Source organism: Pseudomonas sp. BN607, from assembly GCF_029871175.1.
Lineage (GTDB): Bacteria > Pseudomonadota > Gammaproteobacteria > Pseudomonadales > Pseudomonadaceae > Aquipseudomonas.
In genome coordinates, this window is sequence record NZ_SSOE01000034.1 from 15,041 (window position 1) to 34,453 (window position 19,413).

Here is a 19,413-nt window from a genome sequence, read left to right on the forward strand (position 1 = left end):
TTCTATTGATACAAGTCATGTAATGAATTTGTCCCTGTAATCTTGCTCATCGATACTCTCTCCATAGCCGTTCAGCCGGCGTTTCAAGACCGATAAGGAGAGCCCATGAGCAAGATTCTCACCACCGCTAGCGGTGCCCCTGTAGCCGACAACCAGAATTCCCGCTCCGCCGGCCCACGAGGCCCGCTGCTGCTCGACGATTTTCACCTGATCGAGAAGCTCGCTCATTTCAACCGTGAGAACATTCCTGAGCGCCGCGTTCACGCCAAAGGTTCAGGGGCCTATGGCTCATTTACCGTTACCCGCGACATTACTGCCTACTCCAGCGCCAAGTTGTTCGAGAAGATTGGCAAGCAAACCGAGACTTTCCTGCGGTTCTCCACGGTCGGTGGTGAACGTGGTTCCGCAGATACCGAGCGTGACCCGCGTGGCTTTGCTGTTAAGTTCTATACCGAGGAAGGCAACTGGGACATCGTGGGCAACAACACGCCGGTATTCTTCATTCGCGACCCGTTGAAGTTCCCCGACTTTATCCACACCCAGAAGCGTCATCCGCAGTCCAACTTGAAGAACGCCCAGATGATGTGGGACTTCTGGTCGCATTCGCCCGAGGCGCTGCATCAGGTCACCATCCTCTTCTCTGACCGCGGCATCCCGGACGGGTATCGCCATATGCACGGCTTCGGCAGCCACACCTACAGCCTGATTAATGCCAAGGGCGAGCGGACCTGGGTGAAATGGCACTTCAAGACTCAGCAAGGCATCAAGAACCTTGCTCCGGCAGACGCCGCACGGCTGGCAGGTACCGACCCGGACTACGCCCAGCGTGACCTGTTCGAGGCGATCGAACGTGGCGAATTCCCGCGCTGGACCGTTTGCATCCAGGTCATGAGCGAAGCCGAGGCTGCCAATCGCACCGAGAACCCCTTCGATGTCACCAAGACCTGGTCGCAGAAGGACTATCCGCTGATTGAGGTGGGTGTGCTGGAGCTCAACCGTAACCCGCTCAACTACTTCGCTGAGGTCGAGCAGGCAGCGTTTGGGCCGAGCAATATGGTGCCAGGGGTGGGGCTTTCGCCGGACCGGATGCTGCAGGGGCGTGTATTCGCGTATGCCGATGCACACCGCTATCGTGTGGGCACCAATCACCAACAGCTGCCGGTGAATGCGCCGCGCTGCCCAGTCAACAGCTATCAACGCGACGGCTCCATGGCCGCCGGACATTATGGCAGCGCGCCCAACTACGAGCCTAACAGCTACGCCAATGCGCCGAAGCAGTCGCCACGGCACGCCGAACCGGCACTGGCGCTCAATGGTGCGGCAGACCGTCATGACCACCGCGAGGATACCGATTACTACAGCCACGCTGGCGCGCTGTTCCGCCTGATGAATGACGAGCAGAAGGCCCTGCTGATCAGCAACATCGCCGGTACCATGGTGGGTGTCAGCGAGGATGTCATCCAGCGCCAGTTGCAGTACTTCTTCAAGGCCGACCCGAGCTACGGCGAAGGGATTGCCAAGGCTTTGGGTATCAATCTTCGCTAAGTCGAAGTGAGAAGTAGAACCGCCCTCATTTGGGCGGTTTTTCAATGAATATCACTACTGTTTAACCGTTTTTTTGCCTCTGATTGCGCGTTTTTCAGTGACCGTAGGCAAAAGCTGGTTCACACTATGTGGCATAGATGTTTTCACATGGAGAATCAGGGCGATGCAAGGCCACCCGGACGTAATCAACTATCTCGTCACGCTGCTGAAGGGCGAACTGGCGGCACGCGACCAGTACTTCATTCATTCGCGCATGTACGAAGACTGGGGCCTTTCCAAGCTCTACGAGCGCATCAACCACGAAATGGAAGAAGAGACGCAGCACGCTGATGCCCTGATGCGTCGCATCCTCATGCTTGAGGGTACCCCAGACATGCGTGCGGACGACCTGGAGGTCGGCAGCACCGTGCCGGAAATGATCGAGGCTGACCTCAAGCTTGAGTACAAAGTGCGCGGCGCATTGTGCAAGGGCATCGAGCTGTGCGAGCTGCACAAGGATTACGTCAGCCGTGACATCCTGCGTGCGCAGCTGGCCGATACCGAAGAAGATCACACCTACTGGCTGGAGAAGCAGCAGGGCCTGATCAAGGCCATTGGCCTGGAAAACTACCTGCAATCGCAAATGTAAGTTATCCACAAGCCCATGAAAAAGCCCCTGGCACACTCGGTACCAGGGGCTTTTTTCATGGTGGCCGCAGTGCTCAGGCCCGATCCCGCTCCAGCAGCGGTTTCAGGTAATGACCGGTGTAGGACTGCTTCATCTCGCTCAGTTCTTCCGGCGTACCGCAGGCAATGATCTGCCCACCCTTGGAGCCGCCTTCCGGTCCCAGGTCCACCAGCCAGTCGGCGGTCTTGATCACATCCAGGTTGTGCTCGATCACCACCACGGTGTTGCCGTGGTCGCGCAGGCGATGCAGTACGTCCAGCAATTGCTGGATATCGGCAAAGTGCAGGCCCGTAGTCGGCTCATCAAGAATGTACAGGGTCTTGCCGGTGTCGCGCTTGGACAATTCGCGTGAAAGTTTGACGCGTTGCGCTTCACCGCCGGAGAGCGTCGTTGCCGATTGCCCCAGCTTGATGTACGAGAGACCAACATCCATCAATGTTTGCAGCTTGCGCGCCAGCGCCGGCACCGCATCGAAGAACTCGCGTGCATCCTCGATAGTCATTTCCAGCACTTCGTGGATGTTCTTGCCCTTGTATTTGATCTCAAGGGTCTCGCGGTTGTACCGCTTGCTCTTGCATACGTCACACGGCACGTAGATGTCCGGCAGGAAATGCATTTCCACCTTGATCAGGCCATCGCCCTGGCAGGCTTCGCAGCGGCCACCCTTGACGTTGAACGAGAAGCGCCCCGGGCCATAACCGCGCGAGCGCGACTCTGGTACCCCGGAGAACAGCTCACGGATCGGGGTGAAGATACCGGTGTAGGTCGCCGGGTTAGAGCGCGGCGTGCGACCGATCGGGCTCTGGTCGATGTCCACCACCTTGTCCAGGTGTTGCAGGCCGTCCATGCTGGCATGCGGCGCTGCTTCCAGGCTGCTTGCGCCATTGAGGGCAGTTGCCGCCAACGGGAACAGCGTGTTGTTGATCAGGGTCGACTTGCCTGAGCCGGACACGCCGGTTACGCAGGTCAACAAGCCGATCGGCACTTCCAGGTCGACGTTCTGCAAGTTGTTGCCACGTGCGCCTTTGAGCTTGAGCTGCAGCTTCTTGTTGCGCGGCGTGCGCTTGGCCGGCACGACGATCTTCTTGCGCCCGGACAAGTACTTGCCAGTCAGCGAGTCCGGGTGGTCCATAACCTCCTGGGGCGAGCCCTCGGCAACGATCTGCCCGCCATGCACACCGGCGCCAGGGCCGATATCCACCACGTAGTCAGCCAGCCGGATGGCATCTTCGTCGTGCTCCACCACGATCACCGTGTTACCCAGATCGCGCAGGTGATTGAGGGTGGCCAGCAGGCGGTCGTTGTCGCGCTGATGAAGACCGATGGACGGTTCATCGAGGATGTACATCACGCCCACCAGGCCCGCGCCTATCTGGCTGGCCAGGCGGATACGCTGGGCTTCACCACCCGACAAGGTATCGGCACTGCGATCCAGGGTCAGGTAGTCGAGGCCGACGTTGACCAGGAATTGCAGGCGCTCGCAGATTTCCTTCAGGATCTTCGCCGCGATCTCGCCACGGCGCCCGGTCAGGGTCAGTTCACCGAAATAGTTGCTGGCTTCACCGATCGGCAGGTTGGTCACGGCAGGAAGGGTCTTTTCTCCTACCCAGACGTGACGTGCTTCACGGCGCAGACGGGTACCACGGCAATCCGGGCAGGGTTGCGTGCCAAGGAACTTGGCCAGCTCCTCACGCACGGTAGCCGATTCGGTCTCGCGGTAGCGGCGCTCCAGGTTTGGCACGATGCCTTCGAACGGGTGCGATCGCTTGACGATATCGCCACGGTCGTTGAGGTATTTGAAATCGACACTCTGCTTGCCACTGCCCTGCAGGATCACCTTCTGGTGCTCGGCCGACAGCTCGCCGAACGGCTCATCCAGGCTGAAGCCATAATGCGCAGCCAGCGAGCCGAGCATCTGGAAGTAATACACGTTGCGGCGGTCCCAGCCGCGGATCGCACCTTCGGCCAGGGTGAGTTCGGTGTTGACCAGGCGCTTGGTGTCGAAGAACTGCTTCACTCCCAGGCCATCGCAGGTCGGGCATGCGCCAGCCGGGTTGTTGAAGGAAAACAGCTTTGGCTCAAGCTCGCTGATTGCATGGCCGCACACCGGGCAGGCGAAGCGCGCGGAGAAGATCGTTTCTTCGCCTTCTTCATCGTCCATCGGCGCCACCAAGGCGATACCGTCCGCCAGCTTCAGCGCGGTCTCGAACGATTCGGCCAGGCGCTGCTGCAGGTCAGCGCGGACCTTGAAGCGGTCCACCACCACATCGATGCTGTGCTTTTTCTGCTTGTCCAGCTTGGGCAGTTCATCAAGCTCGTAGAGCTTGCCGTTGACCCGAGCGCGCACGAAGCCCTGGGCGCGCAGCTCGTCGAACACCGCCAGGTGCTCACCCTTGCGCTCACGCACCACCGGTGCCAACAGCATCAGTTTGCTGCCTTCCGGGCGCTCCAGCACCAGGTCGACCATCTGGCTGATCGTTTGCGCTTCGAGTGGGATATCGTGGTCCGGGCAGCGTGGGGTGCCTACCCGGGCGTACAGCAGGCGCAGGTAGTCGTAGATTTCGGTGATGGTGCCGACCGTGGAGCGCGGGTTGTGCGAGGTCGACTTCTGTTCGATGGAGATGGCCGGCGACAGGCCTTCGATAGTGTCGACGTCGGGCTTTTCCATCATCGACAGGAACTGCCGGGCATAGGCCGACAGCGATTCTACGTAGCGGCGCTGGCCTTCGGCGTACAGGGTGTCGAACGCCAGGGACGATTTGCCGGAACCGGACAGGCCGGTGATCACGATCAGCTTGTCCCGGGGCAGGGTCAGGTCGATGTTCTTCAGGTTGTGGGTGCGTGCCCCACGAATCAGGATCTTGTCCACTACGGCCTCGCTTGGCGGGCATAAACAAGGAAGTATACGGCGCCCTGCCAGTACGCGGCAAAGCGTCGCGTAGATGCCGTCAAGCTGTCGGACTGATAGAATCGCCGCCGGTTCACACGAGGTTACTCCATGCACGACACCCACAACGAGCGCATGAGCAGCGGCGAAACCCGCGCTGCTGGCGGCCTGGCCCTGGTCTTTGCCTTTCGTATGCTGGGCATGTTCATGGTCTTGCCGGTACTGGCCACCTACGGCATGGACCTGGCCGGTGCCACGCCTGCGCTGATTGGCCTGGCGATTGGTGCCTATGGCCTGACCCAGGCGGTATTGCAGATACCGTTCGGGATGATTTCCGACCGCATCGGCCGCCGCCCGGTCATTTACCTGGGGCTTGTGATCTTTGCCTTGGGCAGTGTGCTGGCGGCCCAGGCCGACTCCATCTGGGGCGTGATCGCCGGGCGTATCCTGCAGGGCGCCGGGGCGATTTCTGCTGCGGTCATGGCCCTGCTGTCCGACCTCACCCGTGAGCAGCACCGGACCAAGGCCATGGCCATGATCGGCATGAGCATCGGTTTGTCGTTCGCCGTGGCCATGGTCGTTGGGCCATTGCTGACAAGTGCCTTTGGTTTGTCAGGATTGTTCCTGGCCACTGCCGGGCTTGCTCTGGTCGGCATCCTGCTGGTCGCTTTTGTCGTGCCCAACACGCACAGCATTTTGCAGCACCGCGAGTCGGGTGTGGCACGCCAGGCCATAGGCCCGACCCTGCGCCATCCGGACCTTCTGCGCCTGGACGTGGGCATCTTCATCCTGCATGCCATCCTCATGGCCAGCTTTGTCGCGCTGCCGCTGGCCTTCGTCGAGCGCGGCGGGCTGCCCAAGGAGGAGCACTGGTGGGTATACCTGGCCGCGCTGTTCATCTCATTTTTTGCAATGGTCCCGTTCATCATCTACGGCGAAAAAAAGCGCAAGATGAAACGTGTGTTGGCGGGTGCGGTCAGTGTCCTGCTGCTGACAGAGGTATACTTCTGGGAGTGGGCTGACGGTTTGCGCGGACTGGTGATTGGCACCGTGGTATTCTTCACCGCATTCAACCTGCTGGAGGCGTCGCTGCCTTCGCTGGTCAGCAAGGTGTCGCCTGCCGGTGGCAAGGGCACTGCAATGGGGGTGTATTCCACCAGCCAGTTCCTTGGCGCGGCGCTGGGCGGGATCCTTGGTGGCTGGTTGTTCCAGCACGGTGGGCTGGACACGGTGTTCCTCGGTTGCGCGGTGCTGTGTGCCATCTGGCTGATCGTTGCCTTGCGCATGAACGAGCCACCGTATGTGACCAGCCTGCGCATGCCGCTGACGCCAGAGGCAGTCCGGGAAGCTGGCCTGACCGAGCGCCTGATGGCCGTGCCGGGTGTAACCGACGCCGTGGTGGTAGCAGAAGAAGCCGCCATCTATATCAAACTGGATACGAAAATTTTGGACCGCGCGACCCTCGAGCGACTGGTGAATCCAGCCTCTTCGGCGTGCGAAGCCTAGGAGAACGTTATGGCCCGTGGGGTTAACAAAGTCATTCTGGTCGGCACCTGTGGCCAGGATCCCGAAGTCCGCTACCTGCCCAACGGTAACGCCGTGACCAACCTGAGCCTGGCCACCAGCGAGCAGTGGACTGACAAGCAGTCGGGCCAGAAGGTCGAGCGTACCGAGTGGCACCGTGTGTCGCTGTTCGGCAAGGTTGCCGAAATCGCCGGCGAGTACCTGCGCAAAGGTTCGCAGTGCTACATCGAAGGCAAGCTGCAGACCCGCGAGTGGGAAAAAGACGGCATCAAGCGCTACACCACCGAGATCATCGTCGACATCAACGGCACCATGCAGCTGCTCGGCGGTCGTCCGCAGGGGCAGCAGCAGGGCGGCGACCCGTACAACCAGGGTGGCGGCAACTATGGTGGCGGCCAGCAGCAACAGTACAACCAGGCACCGCCACGCCAGCAGGCCCAGCGCCCGCAACAGTCGCAGCAGCAGCGCCCGGCGCCGCAGCAGCCAGCACCTCAGCCGGCGGCTGACTTCGACAGCTTCGATGACGATATTCCGTTCTGATCAGAGCGGTAAGGCGTCTAGCTGAATCAGAAACCCAAGGCACTAGTCTTGGGTTTTTTTATGGCCGGTGGAACCCTAAAGATTGTGAGGGCCACCAGGTGCTAGCCATAACTGATCCAGCGCCTATGAAATCGAGGGCCGCCCGCGTGGTGCTCGATCTCACAAGCGCCATAGAACCTGAGGTAGGCACCCGGCAGCGCCAACGCCTCCAGACACAATCAATCCCTCGCACCCCTGACCCATGTCATCGCACCTTCTCGATTCTTGACTAGTCTTACCTACTGGCAGCCTTCAATTGGCGGCCACCGTGACTACCAAGAGGCGCCGGCCATGTTCCGTGCGTCCACTACCTGATCAGGAGTGCACGATGGACCTGAACCGTCGGCAGTTCTTCAAGGTCGCCGCCGTCGGCCTTGGAGGCTCGAGCCTTGCGGCGTTGGGCATGGCCCCAACGCCGGCATTCGCCGAGCAGGTGCGCCACTTCAAGCTGGCGCATACCAAAGAGACCCGTAACACCTGCCCTTACTGCTCGGTCGGCTGCGGCCTGATCCTGTACAGCCAAGGCGATGCGGGCAAAAACGTCAAACAGAACATCATTCATATCGAAGGGGACGCCGACCACCCGGTCAACCGCGGTACCCTTTGCCCGAAAGGCGCCGGCCTGCTGGACTTTATCCACAGCCCGAGCCGCCTGCAGTACCCGGAAGTACGCAAGCCGGGCAGCAAGGAGTGGGTGCGGGTCGGCTGGGACGAAGCGCTCGACCGTGTCGCCGACCTGATGAAGAAGGACCGCGACGCCAACTTCATCGAGAAGAATGCCCAGGGGCAAACGGTGAACCGCTGGCTCACCACCGGTTTCCTCGCTGCTTCCGCCGCCTCTAGCGAGGCTGGCTACCTGACCCACAAGGTCGTCCGCGCAACAGGCATGCTGGGGTTCGATAACCAGGCTCGTGTCTGACATGGCCCGACGGTGGCAAGTCTTGCCCCGACGTACGGCCGTGGCGCCATGACCAACCACTGGTCCGATATCGCCAACGCGAATCTGGTCCTGGTGATGGGTGGCAACGCAGCAGAAGCGCATCCGTGCGGCTTCAAGTGGGTGACCGAGGCCAAAGCGCATAACAAGGCGCGGCTGATCGTGGTCGATCCGCGGTTTACCCGTACCGCTTCGGTGGCGGACTACTACGCGCCGATCCGTACTGGCACCGATATCGCCTTCATGGGCGGGCTGATCAACTACCTGATCAGCAACGACAAGATCCAGCACGAATACGTGCGCAATTACACAGATGTGTCGTTCATCGTCAAAGAAAACTATGGCTTCGAGGATGGGCTGTTCAGCGGCTACGACGAGGCCAAGCGCGTGTATGCCGACAAGTCGGGCTGGGGTTACGAGCTGGGTGAGGACGGCTTTGCCAAGGTCGACCCGACCCTGCAGCACCCACGCTGCGTGTTCCAGCTGATGAAGCAGCACTACAGCCGCTACACCCCGGAACTGGCCAGCATGACCTGTGGCATGCCGCAGGACGCCATGATGAAGGTCTGGGAAGAGATCGCCACCTGCTCGGTACCGGGCAAGACCATGACGATTCTCTACGCGCTGGGTTGGACACAGCACTCGATCGGTGCGCAGATCATCCGCAGTGCGGCCATGGTCCAGTTGCTGCTGGGCAACGTCGGTATGCCGGGCGGCGGAGTGAACGCCTTGCGTGGGCATTCCAACATCCAAGGCCTGACCGACCTCGGCCTGCTGTCCAACTCGCTGCCGGGCTATCTGACGCTGGCTGGCGATGCCGAGCAGGACTACGCCGCCTATATCGACAAGCGTGCTTCCAAGCCACTGCGCCCGGGGCAGCTTTCTTACTGGCAGAACTACGGCAAGTTCCACGTCAGCCTGATGAAAGCCTGGTACGGCGCCAACGCCACGGCAGAAAACAACTGGGGCTACGACTGGCTGCCCAAGCTTGATGTGCCGGCATACGACGTGCTGCGCATGTTCGAGATGATGAGTCAGGGCAAGGTCAACGGCTACATGTGCCAAGGCTTCAATCCGATCGCTGCGCTGCCGGACAAGAACCGCGTCACGGCGGCGCTTGCCAAGCTCAAGTGGCTGGTGGTGATGGACCCGCTGGCCACCGAAACCTCGGAGTTCTGGCGCAATGCCGGGCCGTTCAACGATGTCGACACGGCCAACATCCAGACCGAAGTAATTCGCCTGCCCACCACCTGCTTTGCCGAGGAAGACGGTTCGCTCGTCAACAGCAGCCGCTGGCTGCAGTGGCACTGGAAGGGGGCCGACGGCCCGGGCGAGACCCGTACCGATGTGCAGATCATGAGCGAGTTGTTCCTGCGCCTGCGTCAACGCTACCAGGCCGAGGGCGGTGCGTACCCTGACGCAATCATGAACATCAGCTGGCCGTACAAGATTCCAGACGAGCCATCCCCGGAGGAACTGGCCAAGGAAATGAACGGTTGGGCGGTCACCGACCTGACCGACGCCACGGGCGCCATGCTCAAGGCCGGCCAGCAGCTATCCGGCTTCGGCCAACTGAAGGACGACGGCAGTACCGCGTCTGGCTGCTGGATCTTCGCCGGCTGCTGGACCGAGCAGGGCAACCAGATGGCCCGCCGCGACAACAGCGACCCGTACGGCATGCATCAGGTGCAGAACTGGGCCTGGGCATGGCCGGCCAACCGCCGCATCCTCTACAACCGCGCTTCCAGCGACCCGCAGGGCAAGCCATGGGACCCGGAGAAGAAGCGCCTGGTGTGGTGGAACGGCAAAGCCTGGACCGGTACCGACGTGCCCGACTTCAAGGTCGACTCGCCACCCGAGGCGGGGATGAACCCGTTCATCATGAACCCTGAAGGGGTGGCGCGCTTCTTCGCCATCGACAAGATGGCCGAAGGCCCGTTCCCCGAGCACTACGAGCCGTTCGAAACGCCGATTGGCATCAACCCGCTGCACCCGCAGAACAAGAAGGTGATCAGCAATCCGGCGGGGCGTATCTTCGACTCGGTGTGGGAAACCCTTGGCAAGCACGACGAGTTCCCGTACGCGGCGACCACGTACCGGCTGACCGAGCACTTCCACTTCTGGAGCAAGCATTGTCGGCTCAACGCCATCGCTCAGCCTGAGCAGTTCGTCGAGATTGGCGAGGTGCTGGCCAACGAAAAAGGCATCAAGGCTGGCGACCGGGTGCGGGTGTCGAGCAAGCGTGGGCATATCGATGCCGTGGCAGTGGTGACCAAACGTATACGGCCGCTGCAGGTCAACAACCAAACCGTGCACCAGATCGGCATCCCGCTGCACTGGGGCTTCACCGGTGCCACCCGGCATGGCTACCTGACCAACACCCTGGTGCCATTCCTCGGTGACGGCAATACGCAGACGCCAGAGTCCAAGTCCTTCCTCGTCAAAGTGGAGAAACTCTGATGGCCAGCCAAGACATCATCGCCCGCTCGGCCACCACCACCGTACCGCCCTCGGTACGCCAGCAGGAGGAAGTCGCCAAGCTGATCGACACCACCAAGTGCATTGGCTGCAAGGCCTGCCAGGTGGCGTGTTCGGAGTGGAACGAACTGCGTGACGAGGTCGGCCACAACCACGGCACCTACGACAACCCCCAGGACCTCACCGCCGAGACCTGGACCTTGATGCGTTTTACCGAGCACGAGCGCGACGACGGCAACCTGGAATGGTTGATTCGCAAGGACGGCTGCATGCACTGCGCCGAGCCCGGGTGCCTGAAAGCCTGCCCAAGCCCGGGGGCGATCATCAAGCACGCCAATGGCATCGTCGACTTCAATCAGGACCACTGCATCGGTTGTGGTTACTGCATCACTGGCTGCCCGTTCAATATCCCGCGCATCTCGCAGAAGGACCACAAAGCGTACAAGTGCACTCTGTGTTCCGACCGCGTGACCGTGGGCCTGGAGCCCGCCTGCGTGAAGACCTGCCCGACGGGGGCAATCGTGTTCGGCAGCAAGGACGAGATGAAAGTGCATGCGGCCGAGCGCATCGTCGACCTCAAGTCGCGCGGCTACGACAATGCCGGGCTGTATGACCCGGACGGCGTCGGGGGCACCCATGTGATGTACGTGTTGCACCATGCCGACACGCCGAAGCTGTACGCCGGCCTGCCGGACCAGCCGGTGATCAGCCCGCTGGTGGGGTTGTGGAAAGGTATTACCAAGCCGCTGGCGCTGTTGGCGATGGGCGCAGCAGTACTGGCGGGGTTCTTCCACTATGTGCGAATCGGGCCACAGCGTGTGGAGGAGGATGAGCACCCGGCCACGCCAGACCCAAGCGTGCATCAGGTAGACCCAGCGGTGCATGTCTATGATCCGACCAAGCCCGGTGGGCAAGGGGAGCAGCGGCCATGAACGACAACAAACCGATCCTGCGCTACAACGCCAATGAGCGCAGTAACCACTGGGTGGTGGCGATCCTGTTCATTCTCGCCGGGCTGTCGGGGCTGGCGCTGTTCCACCCGGCGCTGTTCTGGCTCAGCAACCTGTTCGGCGGCGGGCCGTGGACACGCATCCTGCACCCTTTCATCGGGGTGGCGATGTTCGTGTTCTTCTTCGGCCTGGTGCTGCGCTTCTGGCGGGCCAACTTCATCACCGCCAATGACCGCCTGTGGCTGCGCCGGGTGGACCGGGTGATGCGCAATGAGGAGGAGGGTGTACCTCCAGTCGGCAAATACAATGCTGGGCAGAAGCTGCTGTTCTGGACGCTGCTGGTGTGCATGCTGGTGCTGCTGGTGAGTGGCGTGGTGATCTGGCGCGCGTATTTCAGCCATTGGTTCGGTATCGAAGTCATTCGCCTGTCGGCGTTGTTGCACGCACTGGCGGCGTTCGTGCTGATCCTCAGCATCATCGTGCACATCTACGCCGGTATCTGGATCAAAGGCTCGATCGGCGCCATGCTGCACGGCTGGGTCAGCCGTGCCTGGGCCCGCAAGCACCATGAGTTGTGGTACCGCGAAGTGACCGGCGACAAGACGCCGGGCAATCACGGACGAAAAGAAGGATGAGCGCTTGAGCACGATACTCGAACCCGGGCAAATTGAAGCGTCGGCGGTGATGCCGCCGTTTCTCCACCTGCCTCCTGCCAACCTGTTCGATCTGCGCGCTGCGCGCCTGGAGCAACTGGCACACGGCAATGCCCTTGGCGACTACCTGCAATTGATCGCGCGGCTTTGCCGGATTCAGCAGCAGCTTGTGGATAACCCTCCTGGCGACCTACCTGTAGCCGAGGAGCGCCAGCGCCTGTGCATAAGTCATGGTTTGCCGCCGCTGGCGGCTGACAGCCTGGTTCGTGAGGGGCCGTGGCTGGTCTGGTTGCAGGCCCTTCTCGAGCAGTTGCGTGGTGAAACTACTGGCCCGCTGGGCGAGGCTTTGCACGTGCTGCGCAGCAGTGATGAAAATCAGCGCAAGGGGTGGGGCGTTGCCTTGCTCGCAGGCCAGTACGATGCGGTGCCGGCGGCGCTGGTGCCGTTCCTTGGCGCCGCGCTGCAGGCTGCATGGTCCAGCTGGCTGCTGGCGCTGCCCACACCCGAGCTCAAGCCAGCAAGTAGCCTGGCTCAGTGCCCGGCTTGTGGTTCGCCGGCGATGGCCGGCGTGGTGCGCAACCGCGGCAAGCACAATGGCCTGCGTTACCTGGCCTGTTCGTTATGTGCCTGTGAGTGGCATGTGGTGCGGGTCAAGTGCGTGTACTGCGATTCAAGCAAGGATTTGCGTTACACCAGTCTTGAAGATGACCGCCATGCGCCGGGCAAGGCGCCGCTGCGCGCCGAGTGCTGCCCAGGGTGCGAGAGCTACCTGAAGCAGAATTACCTGGAGAACGATGCGCTGGCCGAACCGCTGGCCGACGACCTGGCCAGCCTGGCGCTGGACATGCGCCTGGACGAGGAGGGCTTCCACCGCCTGGCACCCAACCTGATGCTTGCGCCTGGGTAGTGGGTGAGTGTCTACACTGAAGTACCGAGTCGCCTTTTCGCGGGTAAACCCGCTCCCACAAAGACCGGCAGGCCTCAAGACTTGCAGACGATCCTGTGGGGTGGCATGCCCGCGAAAGGGCCGGAACAGACAACGGATCAGTCCAAGGTAGTACCGCATGTCCAACAGCCTCGCCAGCGACACCCCACGCTTGCCCTCCATCGACACCCTCCTGCGCCACCCGGCCTGCCTTCCCCTGATAGACCGCCATGGCCGCGAAGCAGTCCTGGCCACCCTGCGCAAGCTACTCGACGACCTGCGTGAACCGGTGCGTAATGGCGAACTCGACTGTGCCGAGCTGGCCCCGGAAGTTCTCCTTGGCCGTTGCGGTGAACGTCTCGTCGTCCAGCAACGCAGCCATGTCCGCCGCGTCTTCAACCTCACCGGCACCGTGCTGCATACCAACCTCGGCCGTGCCTTGCTGCCGGAGGAGGCCATCGAGGCCATGCAGACTGCCGCTCGCTACCCGCTCAACCTGGAGTTCGACCTGGCCAGCGGCAAGCGCGGCGACCGCGACGACCTGATCGAAGGGCTGATCCGTGAGCTGACCGGCGCCGAAGCCGTCACCGTGGTCAACAACAATGCCGCTGCGGTGCTGTTGGCGCTAAACAGTCTTGGCGCGCGCAAGGAGGGCATCATCTCCCGCGGCGAGCTGATCGAGATTGGCGGCGCCTTTCGCATCCCTGACATCATGGCCCGCGCCGGTGTGAAGCTGCACGAAATCGGCACCACCAACCGCACCCATGCCCGTGACTACGAAGCCGCCATCGGCCCGCGCACCGGCCTGCTGATGCGTGTGCATTGCAGCAACTACAGCATTCAGGGCTTCACCACCCAGGTGCCCACCGCCGAGCTGGCGCGCATCGCCCACCAGCACGACCTGCCGCTGCTCGAAGACCTCGGCAGCGGTAGCCTGCTCGACCTCACCCGCTGGGGCCTGCCCGCCGAGCCGACGGTGCGCCAAGCCCTGGCTGATGGCGCCGATATTGTCACCTTCAGTGGCGACAAGCTGCTGGGTGGGCCACAAGCCGGGATCATCGTCGGCCGCAAGGCGCTGATCGCCAAGATCAAGAAGAACCCGCTCAAGCGTGCACTGCGCGTCGACAAGATCACCCTTGCGGCACTGGAGGCGGTGTTGGCGCTGTACCGCAACCCGGATCGCTTGGCCGAGCGCCTGCCCAGCTTGCGCCTGCTGACCCGAAGCCAGGCCGAGATCCAGGCCCAGGCCGAGCGCCTGATGCCCGAGATGCAGGCATGTCTAGGTGAGCAGTGGGCCGTCAGCGTAGAGCCTGCGTTGGGCATGATCGGCAGTGGCAGCCAGCCGGTGGCGCGCCTGCCCAGTGCGGCCTTGTGCCTGCGCCCGCAGGTGTCGAAGAAGTTGCGCGGGCGCAGCCTGCATGTGCTGGAGCGGGCCCTGCGTGGCCTGCCGGTACCGGTGCTGGGCCGCATCGACGACGATGCCCTGTGGCTGGACCTGCGCCAGCTGGATGACGAAGCCCAGTGGCTGGCGCAGTTGCCCGCCCTGCAGTTGGGGCCGGTGCAGTGATCGTAGGTACCGCTGGCCACATCGACCATGGCAAGACCGCACTGCTGAAGGCGCTGACCGGGCAGGCCGGTGACCAGCGCCAGGAGGAGCGCGACCGCGGCATGACCATCGATCTTGGCTACCGCTATGCCGCGCTGAGTGAAGGCGCACCGCTTACCGGCTTTATCGATGTGCCAGGGCACGAGCGGTTTATCCACAACATGCTGGCCGGAGCCCATGGCATCGACCTGGTATTGCTGGTGGTGGCTGCCGACGACGGGGTCATGCCGCAGACCCGCGAGCACCTTGCGATCATCGAGCTGTTGGGCATTCCTCAAGCACTGGTGGCAATCAGCAAATGCGACCGGGTCGAGCCGGCGCGTCTGGCGGAGGTGCAGTTGCAAGTCAGTGAACTGCTGGCGCCGGGCCCGTATGCCGGAGCGCGGCAGTTTCCCTTGTCGAGCCTCAGCGGGGAAGGCGTCGACGCGTTGCGCCAAGCCTTGCTGGAGGCTGAGAGCACTGTGCGGCAACGCAGCGTGCGCGGCAGTTTTCGCCTGGCTGTCGACCGCGCCTTCGCCGTTACTGGTGCCGGCGTGGTAGTTACCGGCACTGCGCTGGCCGGGCGGGTGAGTGCCGGCGATACCTTGTTGTTGGGCAAGGCCGGCAAAGCGGTGAGGGTGCGCGGCCTGCATGCGCAGAACCAGGCAGCATTGGTGGCTGAAGCCGGCCAACGGGTGGCGCTGAATATCGCCGCCGAACGCTTGGCTGCAGAGCAGGTGCACCGTGGCGACTGGCTGGTATCCGAATGGCTGCATGCACCCAGTGTGCGGGTGGATATCGAGCTGAACCTGTTGCCGGACGAGCCCCGAACCTTCGAACACTTCAGTGCCGTGCATGTGCACCTGGGCACCCAGGATGTGACAGCCCGGGTTGCGTTGCTGGAAGGCGAAACCCTGACGGCCGGGCAACGTATGTTTGCCCAGTTACTGCTCAACGCCCCGCTGCAGGCAGTGCATGGTGACCGCCTGGTGCTGCGCGACCAGCGTGCCCAGCGCACCTTGGGCGGCGGCAGGGTACTCGACCCATTCGCACCAAGCCGCCAACGCCGTAGCGAAGAGCGTTTGCGCCAGCTACGGGCGCTGCGCGATGCCGAAGACCTTGAGCAGGCGCTGCCGGCACTGCTCGCCAGCGCTCCTGGTGGCCTCGACCCGCAGCGCCTCGAGCGGCAGTTCAATCGCTTGCGCGAAACCTGGCAATTGCCTGAGGACGTGTTGGTTGTGGCCACGCGACAGGGCCAACTGCTGTTCGCCAACGCCCAGTGGCAAGCGCTGAAGCAGCAGGTGCTGGAGCAGCTGGCGCGTTTTCATGAGCAGGAGCCCGATCAACTAGGACCGGATCGTGACCGCCTGCGTCGCTTTGCTGCCTTGCCTCTGGAAAGGCCAGCATTCGTCAGCCTGCTGGATGAGCTGCTTGATGAAAGTCTCATTGCCAGCAGCGGGCCTTGGCTGCATTTGCCCGATCACAAGGTACAGTTGAGCGAGGCTGACAGCGCCATGTGGGCGCGTTTGCAGCCGAAGTTGCTGGCGGGGCAATACGATCCGCCTTGGGTCAGAACATTGGCCAGTGAGGAAAACTGTGCTGAAGCCGATGTGCGCCTGTTGCTGCGCAAGCTTGCCCGGCTGGGCATGGTGCATCAGGTGGTACGCGACTTGTTCTACCCCGAGGCGACGCTACAGCGCATGGCAGAGCTGCTGCTGGGGCAGGCCAGGGATACGCCGATAGTGCAGGTTGCCGCGTTTCGCGATATGTTGGGCATCGGTCGCAAGCGCAGTGTGCAGATTCTGGAATACTTCGACCGCATCGGCCTGACCCGCAGGGTGGCCGACCAGCGTCACATCCGCGCCGACAGCGCCCTGGCCCAGCAGCAGGCCAGGCACTGAGTTCAAGGAAGGCAATCGCGCCCGGTGGCGCGGCCGGGCTTCAAACCCGGTTGGGGACGGCAGCCGTTCCCGGGCAGGTTCGACTCCCGCTGCCTTCCGCCATTTTTACCTGCAAGGAAGGCCGAAGGGTGACCCCTAAGCCCGCTCCCCGCACAGATCCAGCGCGAACCAGTGTTCTGCTGCATCCACATCCAGCCCAGCCCCCAGCAACGCGAGCATCTTGCCCAGCGCTGCCTCGCGGGTCATGCCACCACCGCTGACCAGCCCAGCGCTGCGCAGTCGGTTACCCGCCGCGTAGGTATCGAACACCACCGAGCCCTCAGGGCATTGGCTGATCGCCGCCAGGAGCACACCGCGCTGACGCGCCGCACGCAACACCTCCAGCAACGGCAAGTCATCCGACGGCCCGGTACCGCTGCCATAGCACTCCAGCAGCAAGCCTTGAACGCCACTGTCCAGCACACCTTGCAGGTGCCCGGCCTGCAAACCTGGGAACACCGGCAATACAGCCAGGTTGACCGGCTGGCGCGGCTGCTTGTAGCCAAGCTCGGCGGGGATTGCCCTGGCCGGCTCACTGTCGCGATGGCGTGGCAGTGCAACGAACGCATCGAACGCCTCGCTTCGCAGTTTCGAAGCCCGGCAGCCATGCAGCAACTGCCCATGGAAGTACAGCTGCACGCCATCTTCCACGCCTTGTTCGAACTGGCGCAGTGCACCACACAGGTTGGGCCAGGCATCGCTGCCAGGGGCGCCGGCCGGCAACATCGAGCCGGTAATCAGCACCGGTACTGGCAGGCCCAGCAGCAGGAACGACAATGCCGCTGCACTGTAGGCCATGCTGTCGGTGCCATGCAGCACCAGCACACCATCATGGCCAGCCACATCCACTGCCGTGACGATGGCATCGCGCATCGCCAGCCAGTTGTGCTGTTGCATGTTGGCGCTGTCGAGCAGCGGGTTCAGCTCTTGCAGGGTCCATTGCACCTGGGGCGCATCGGCCATCTGGGCGAAGTGTTCACGCATCCGCGCTTCGAAGCCACCGGCCGGCGCCAGGCCTTCGGGGGTTTCGAGCATGCCGATGGTGCCACCGGTATAGAGAACGAGAAGATTCTTGACTGCACGCATGGAAAGCATCCGTAGCGGTGAGCGGAGAAAAGCCGCCCACGGACGGGGCGGCTTGGGCAGGGGAGGATATCAGCGCTGCGGCTGAGCTTGGCCAACGGCTTTGTCAGCGGCTGTTTCCACTTGCGGGTTGGCAGGCCAGGCATTGCGGTCCAGGTCCAGGTCGGCGAACTTGGTCGAGTCGAACACTGGCTGCTGGACGCCGGCCTTGCGCTGGTCGTCGTAGTCGCGCATTACCCGCAGACCCACCTTGAACAGCAGGGCCAGGGCCACCAGGTTTACAAACGCCAGGCAGGTCATGGTGATGTCGGCGAAGGCGAACACGGTCGACAGGTCCTGCATCGATCCCCATACCACCAGTGCCAGTACCAGGCCACGGAACACCATCAGCACCACGCGGTTGCGGCTGAGGAACTGCAGGCTGTTTTCGCCCAGGTAGTAGTTGTAGAGGATGCAGGTGAACACGAACAGCGACAGCGCCACGCTGACGAACACACGGCCCCAGTCACCGACCACGGCGGCCAGCGAGTTCTGGGTCAGGACAATGCCGTCACCTTCAAAGCCTGGGGTGTAGAAGCCCGACAGCAAGATCAGCAGTGCGGTGCAGGTGCAGATCACGAAGGTGTCGAGGAACACGCTGAACGCCTGGACCACGCCCTGCGCGCCAGGGTGCTTCACGGCCGCCACGGCGGCGACGTTCGGTGCACTGCCCAGGCCTGCTTCGTTGGCGAACACACCACGCTTCACACCCATGACGATGGCGCTGCCGAGCAGGCCGCCGAAGGCTGGGTCGAGGCCGAAGGCGCTCTTGAAGATGGTTTCCAGCATGGCCGGCACGTGTTCGATCTGGGTGCCGATCACATACAGGGTCACGCCAATGTAGGCCAGGGTCTTGACCGGTACCAGCAGGTCCGACACTGCAGCGATGCGCTTGATGCCACCGATGAAGGTGACAGCCAGCAGCACGGCCAGAACGAGACCGGTGTGGCTTGGGGCAAAGTCAAAGGCGTTCTGCAGCGAGTGGGTCACGGTGTACGACTGCAGGCCGATGAAGGCGAAGCCGTAGGTGACCAGCAGCAAGATCGAGAACACGATGGCCATGCTTTTCAGCTTCAGGCCGTGCTGGATGTAGTAGGCCGGGCCGCCACGGTACAGGCCGTCGCCATCAGCGCGTTTGTACACCTGGGCCAGGGTACATTCGAAGAAGCTGCTGGACATGCCTACCAGTGCGGTGACCCACATCCAGAACACCGCACCTGGGCCACCCAGGGTGACTGCGATACCGACACCGGCGATGTTGCCGGCGCCCACGCGGCCGGCCAGGCTCAGCATAAGGGCCTGGAAGGAGCTCAGCTGGCCTGCCTGGCCACGCAGCGATTCCTTGAATACAGCGAACATGTGGCCGAAATGGCGGAACTGGACGAAGCGGGAGCGGATGGTGAAATAGCTACCCAGCCCTACGATCAGCACGATGAGGAGTTTCCCGGAAAGGAAATCGTTGAGTACTTCGAGCATTGGAAAATGACCTCGATTCTTATTCTTCGTGTGGAAAGACCAGCGGACGGCAGGCGCACCGCTATTCGTTGGGCGCATGGTTGGCCATGACAAGAGAGGTTACAATTTCGCGGATTGCTCTGACTTGATGCGACCTGATGCTACA

13 protein-coding genes and 1 tRNA gene are annotated in these 19,413 nt (G+C 62.4%); 11 read left to right on the forward strand and 3 right to left on the reverse strand.

Going from position 1 to position 19,413, the window contains the following annotated elements; translation table 11 throughout:
- Nucleotides 1-105 precede the first annotated feature (105 nt).
- Together E8E68_RS09525 and bfr are read left to right on the forward strand one after the other, a co-directional pair.
- Nucleotides 106-1,545, forward strand: coding sequence for a catalase (locus tag E8E68_RS09525; RefSeq protein WP_266032060.1), 1,440 nt, complete (start codon nt 106-108; stop codon nt 1,543-1,545).
- A 163-nt stretch (nt 1,546-1,708) separates the two neighbouring features.
- Nucleotides 1,709-2,173 carry a bacterioferritin gene (bfr, locus tag E8E68_RS09530; RefSeq protein ID WP_003255449.1) on the forward strand — a complete coding sequence of 155 codons (465 nt, stop codon included), beginning with the start codon at nt 1,709-1,711 and terminating at the stop codon, nt 2,171-2,173.
- A 73-nt stretch (nt 2,174-2,246) separates the two neighbouring features.
- Here the strand turns inward: bfr and uvrA are convergent, their stop codons facing one another.
- Nucleotides 2,247-5,081, reverse strand: coding sequence for an excinuclease ABC subunit UvrA (gene uvrA / locus E8E68_RS09535; RefSeq protein WP_266032059.1), 2,835 nt, complete (start codon nt 5,079-5,081; stop codon nt 2,247-2,249).
- A 129-nt stretch (nt 5,082-5,210) separates the two neighbouring features.
- Here uvrA and E8E68_RS09540 point away from each other — a divergent pair, with 129 nt between their 5' ends.
- The 9 genes from E8E68_RS09540 (at nt 5,211) to E8E68_RS09580 (ending at nt 16,733) form a co-directional block, all read left to right on the forward strand.
- Nucleotides 5,211-6,605 carry an MFS transporter gene (locus E8E68_RS09540; protein ID WP_280340844.1) on the forward strand — a complete coding sequence of 465 codons (1,395 nt, stop codon included), beginning with the start codon at nt 5,211-5,213 and terminating at the stop codon, nt 6,603-6,605.
- A gap of 9 nt (nt 6,606-6,614) precedes the next feature.
- Nucleotides 6,615-7,163, forward strand: coding sequence for a single-stranded DNA-binding protein (locus tag E8E68_RS09545; protein WP_110745256.1), 549 nt, complete (start codon nt 6,615-6,617; stop codon nt 7,161-7,163).
- 367 nt (nt 7,164-7,530) lie between these two features.
- Nucleotides 7,531-10,599: a formate dehydrogenase-N subunit alpha gene (gene fdnG / locus E8E68_RS09550; protein ID WP_266032056.1), complete on the forward strand. Its 3,069-nt coding sequence runs from the start codon at nt 7,531-7,533 to the stop codon at nt 10,597-10,599.
- Nucleotides 10,599-11,549 carry a formate dehydrogenase subunit beta gene (gene fdxH, locus E8E68_RS09555; RefSeq protein WP_266032055.1) on the forward strand — a complete coding sequence of 317 codons (951 nt, stop codon included), beginning with the start codon at nt 10,599-10,601 and terminating at the stop codon, nt 11,547-11,549. The genes fdnG and fdxH overlap by 1 nt, the downstream gene beginning before the upstream one ends.
- The gene (locus tag E8E68_RS09560) at nt 11,546-12,202 is read left to right on the forward strand and encodes a formate dehydrogenase subunit gamma (RefSeq protein ID WP_280340848.1); all 657 of its coding nucleotides are present in this window, start codon (nt 11,546-11,548) and stop codon (nt 12,200-12,202) included. The genes fdxH and E8E68_RS09560 overlap by 4 nt, the downstream gene beginning before the upstream one ends.
- A 4-nt stretch (nt 12,203-12,206) precedes the next feature.
- Nucleotides 12,207-13,127 (forward strand): formate dehydrogenase accessory protein FdhE, encoded by a 921-nt coding sequence (fdhE, locus tag E8E68_RS09565; protein ID WP_266032054.1) that lies wholly within the window; start codon nt 12,207-12,209, stop codon nt 13,125-13,127.
- 157 nt (nt 13,128-13,284) lie between these two features.
- Nucleotides 13,285-14,712 carry an L-seryl-tRNA(Sec) selenium transferase gene (selA, locus tag E8E68_RS09570; protein WP_266032053.1) on the forward strand — a complete coding sequence of 476 codons (1,428 nt, stop codon included), beginning with the start codon at nt 13,285-13,287 and terminating at the stop codon, nt 14,710-14,712.
- Nucleotides 14,709-16,631 carry a selenocysteine-specific translation elongation factor gene (gene selB, locus E8E68_RS09575; RefSeq protein ID WP_280340849.1) on the forward strand — a complete coding sequence of 641 codons (1,923 nt, stop codon included), beginning with the start codon at nt 14,709-14,711 and terminating at the stop codon, nt 16,629-16,631. The genes selA and selB overlap by 4 nt, the downstream gene beginning before the upstream one ends.
- Before the next feature lie 6 nt (nt 16,632-16,637).
- Nucleotides 16,638-16,733 (forward strand) — tRNA-Sec (locus E8E68_RS09580).
- A 33-nt stretch (nt 16,734-16,766) separates the two neighbouring features.
- Here the strand turns inward: E8E68_RS09580 and E8E68_RS09585 are convergent.
- Nucleotides 16,767-17,765 carry an asparaginase gene (locus E8E68_RS09585; protein ID WP_280340852.1) on the reverse strand — a complete coding sequence of 333 codons (999 nt, stop codon included), beginning with the start codon at nt 17,763-17,765 and terminating at the stop codon, nt 16,767-16,769.
- 60 nt (nt 17,766-17,825) lie between these two features.
- A complete protein-coding gene (locus tag E8E68_RS09590; RefSeq protein WP_266032050.1) occupies nt 17,826-19,268 on the reverse strand; it encodes a sodium:alanine symporter family protein in 1,443 nt (480 codons plus the stop codon).
- Nucleotides 19,269-19,413 lie beyond the last annotated feature (145 nt).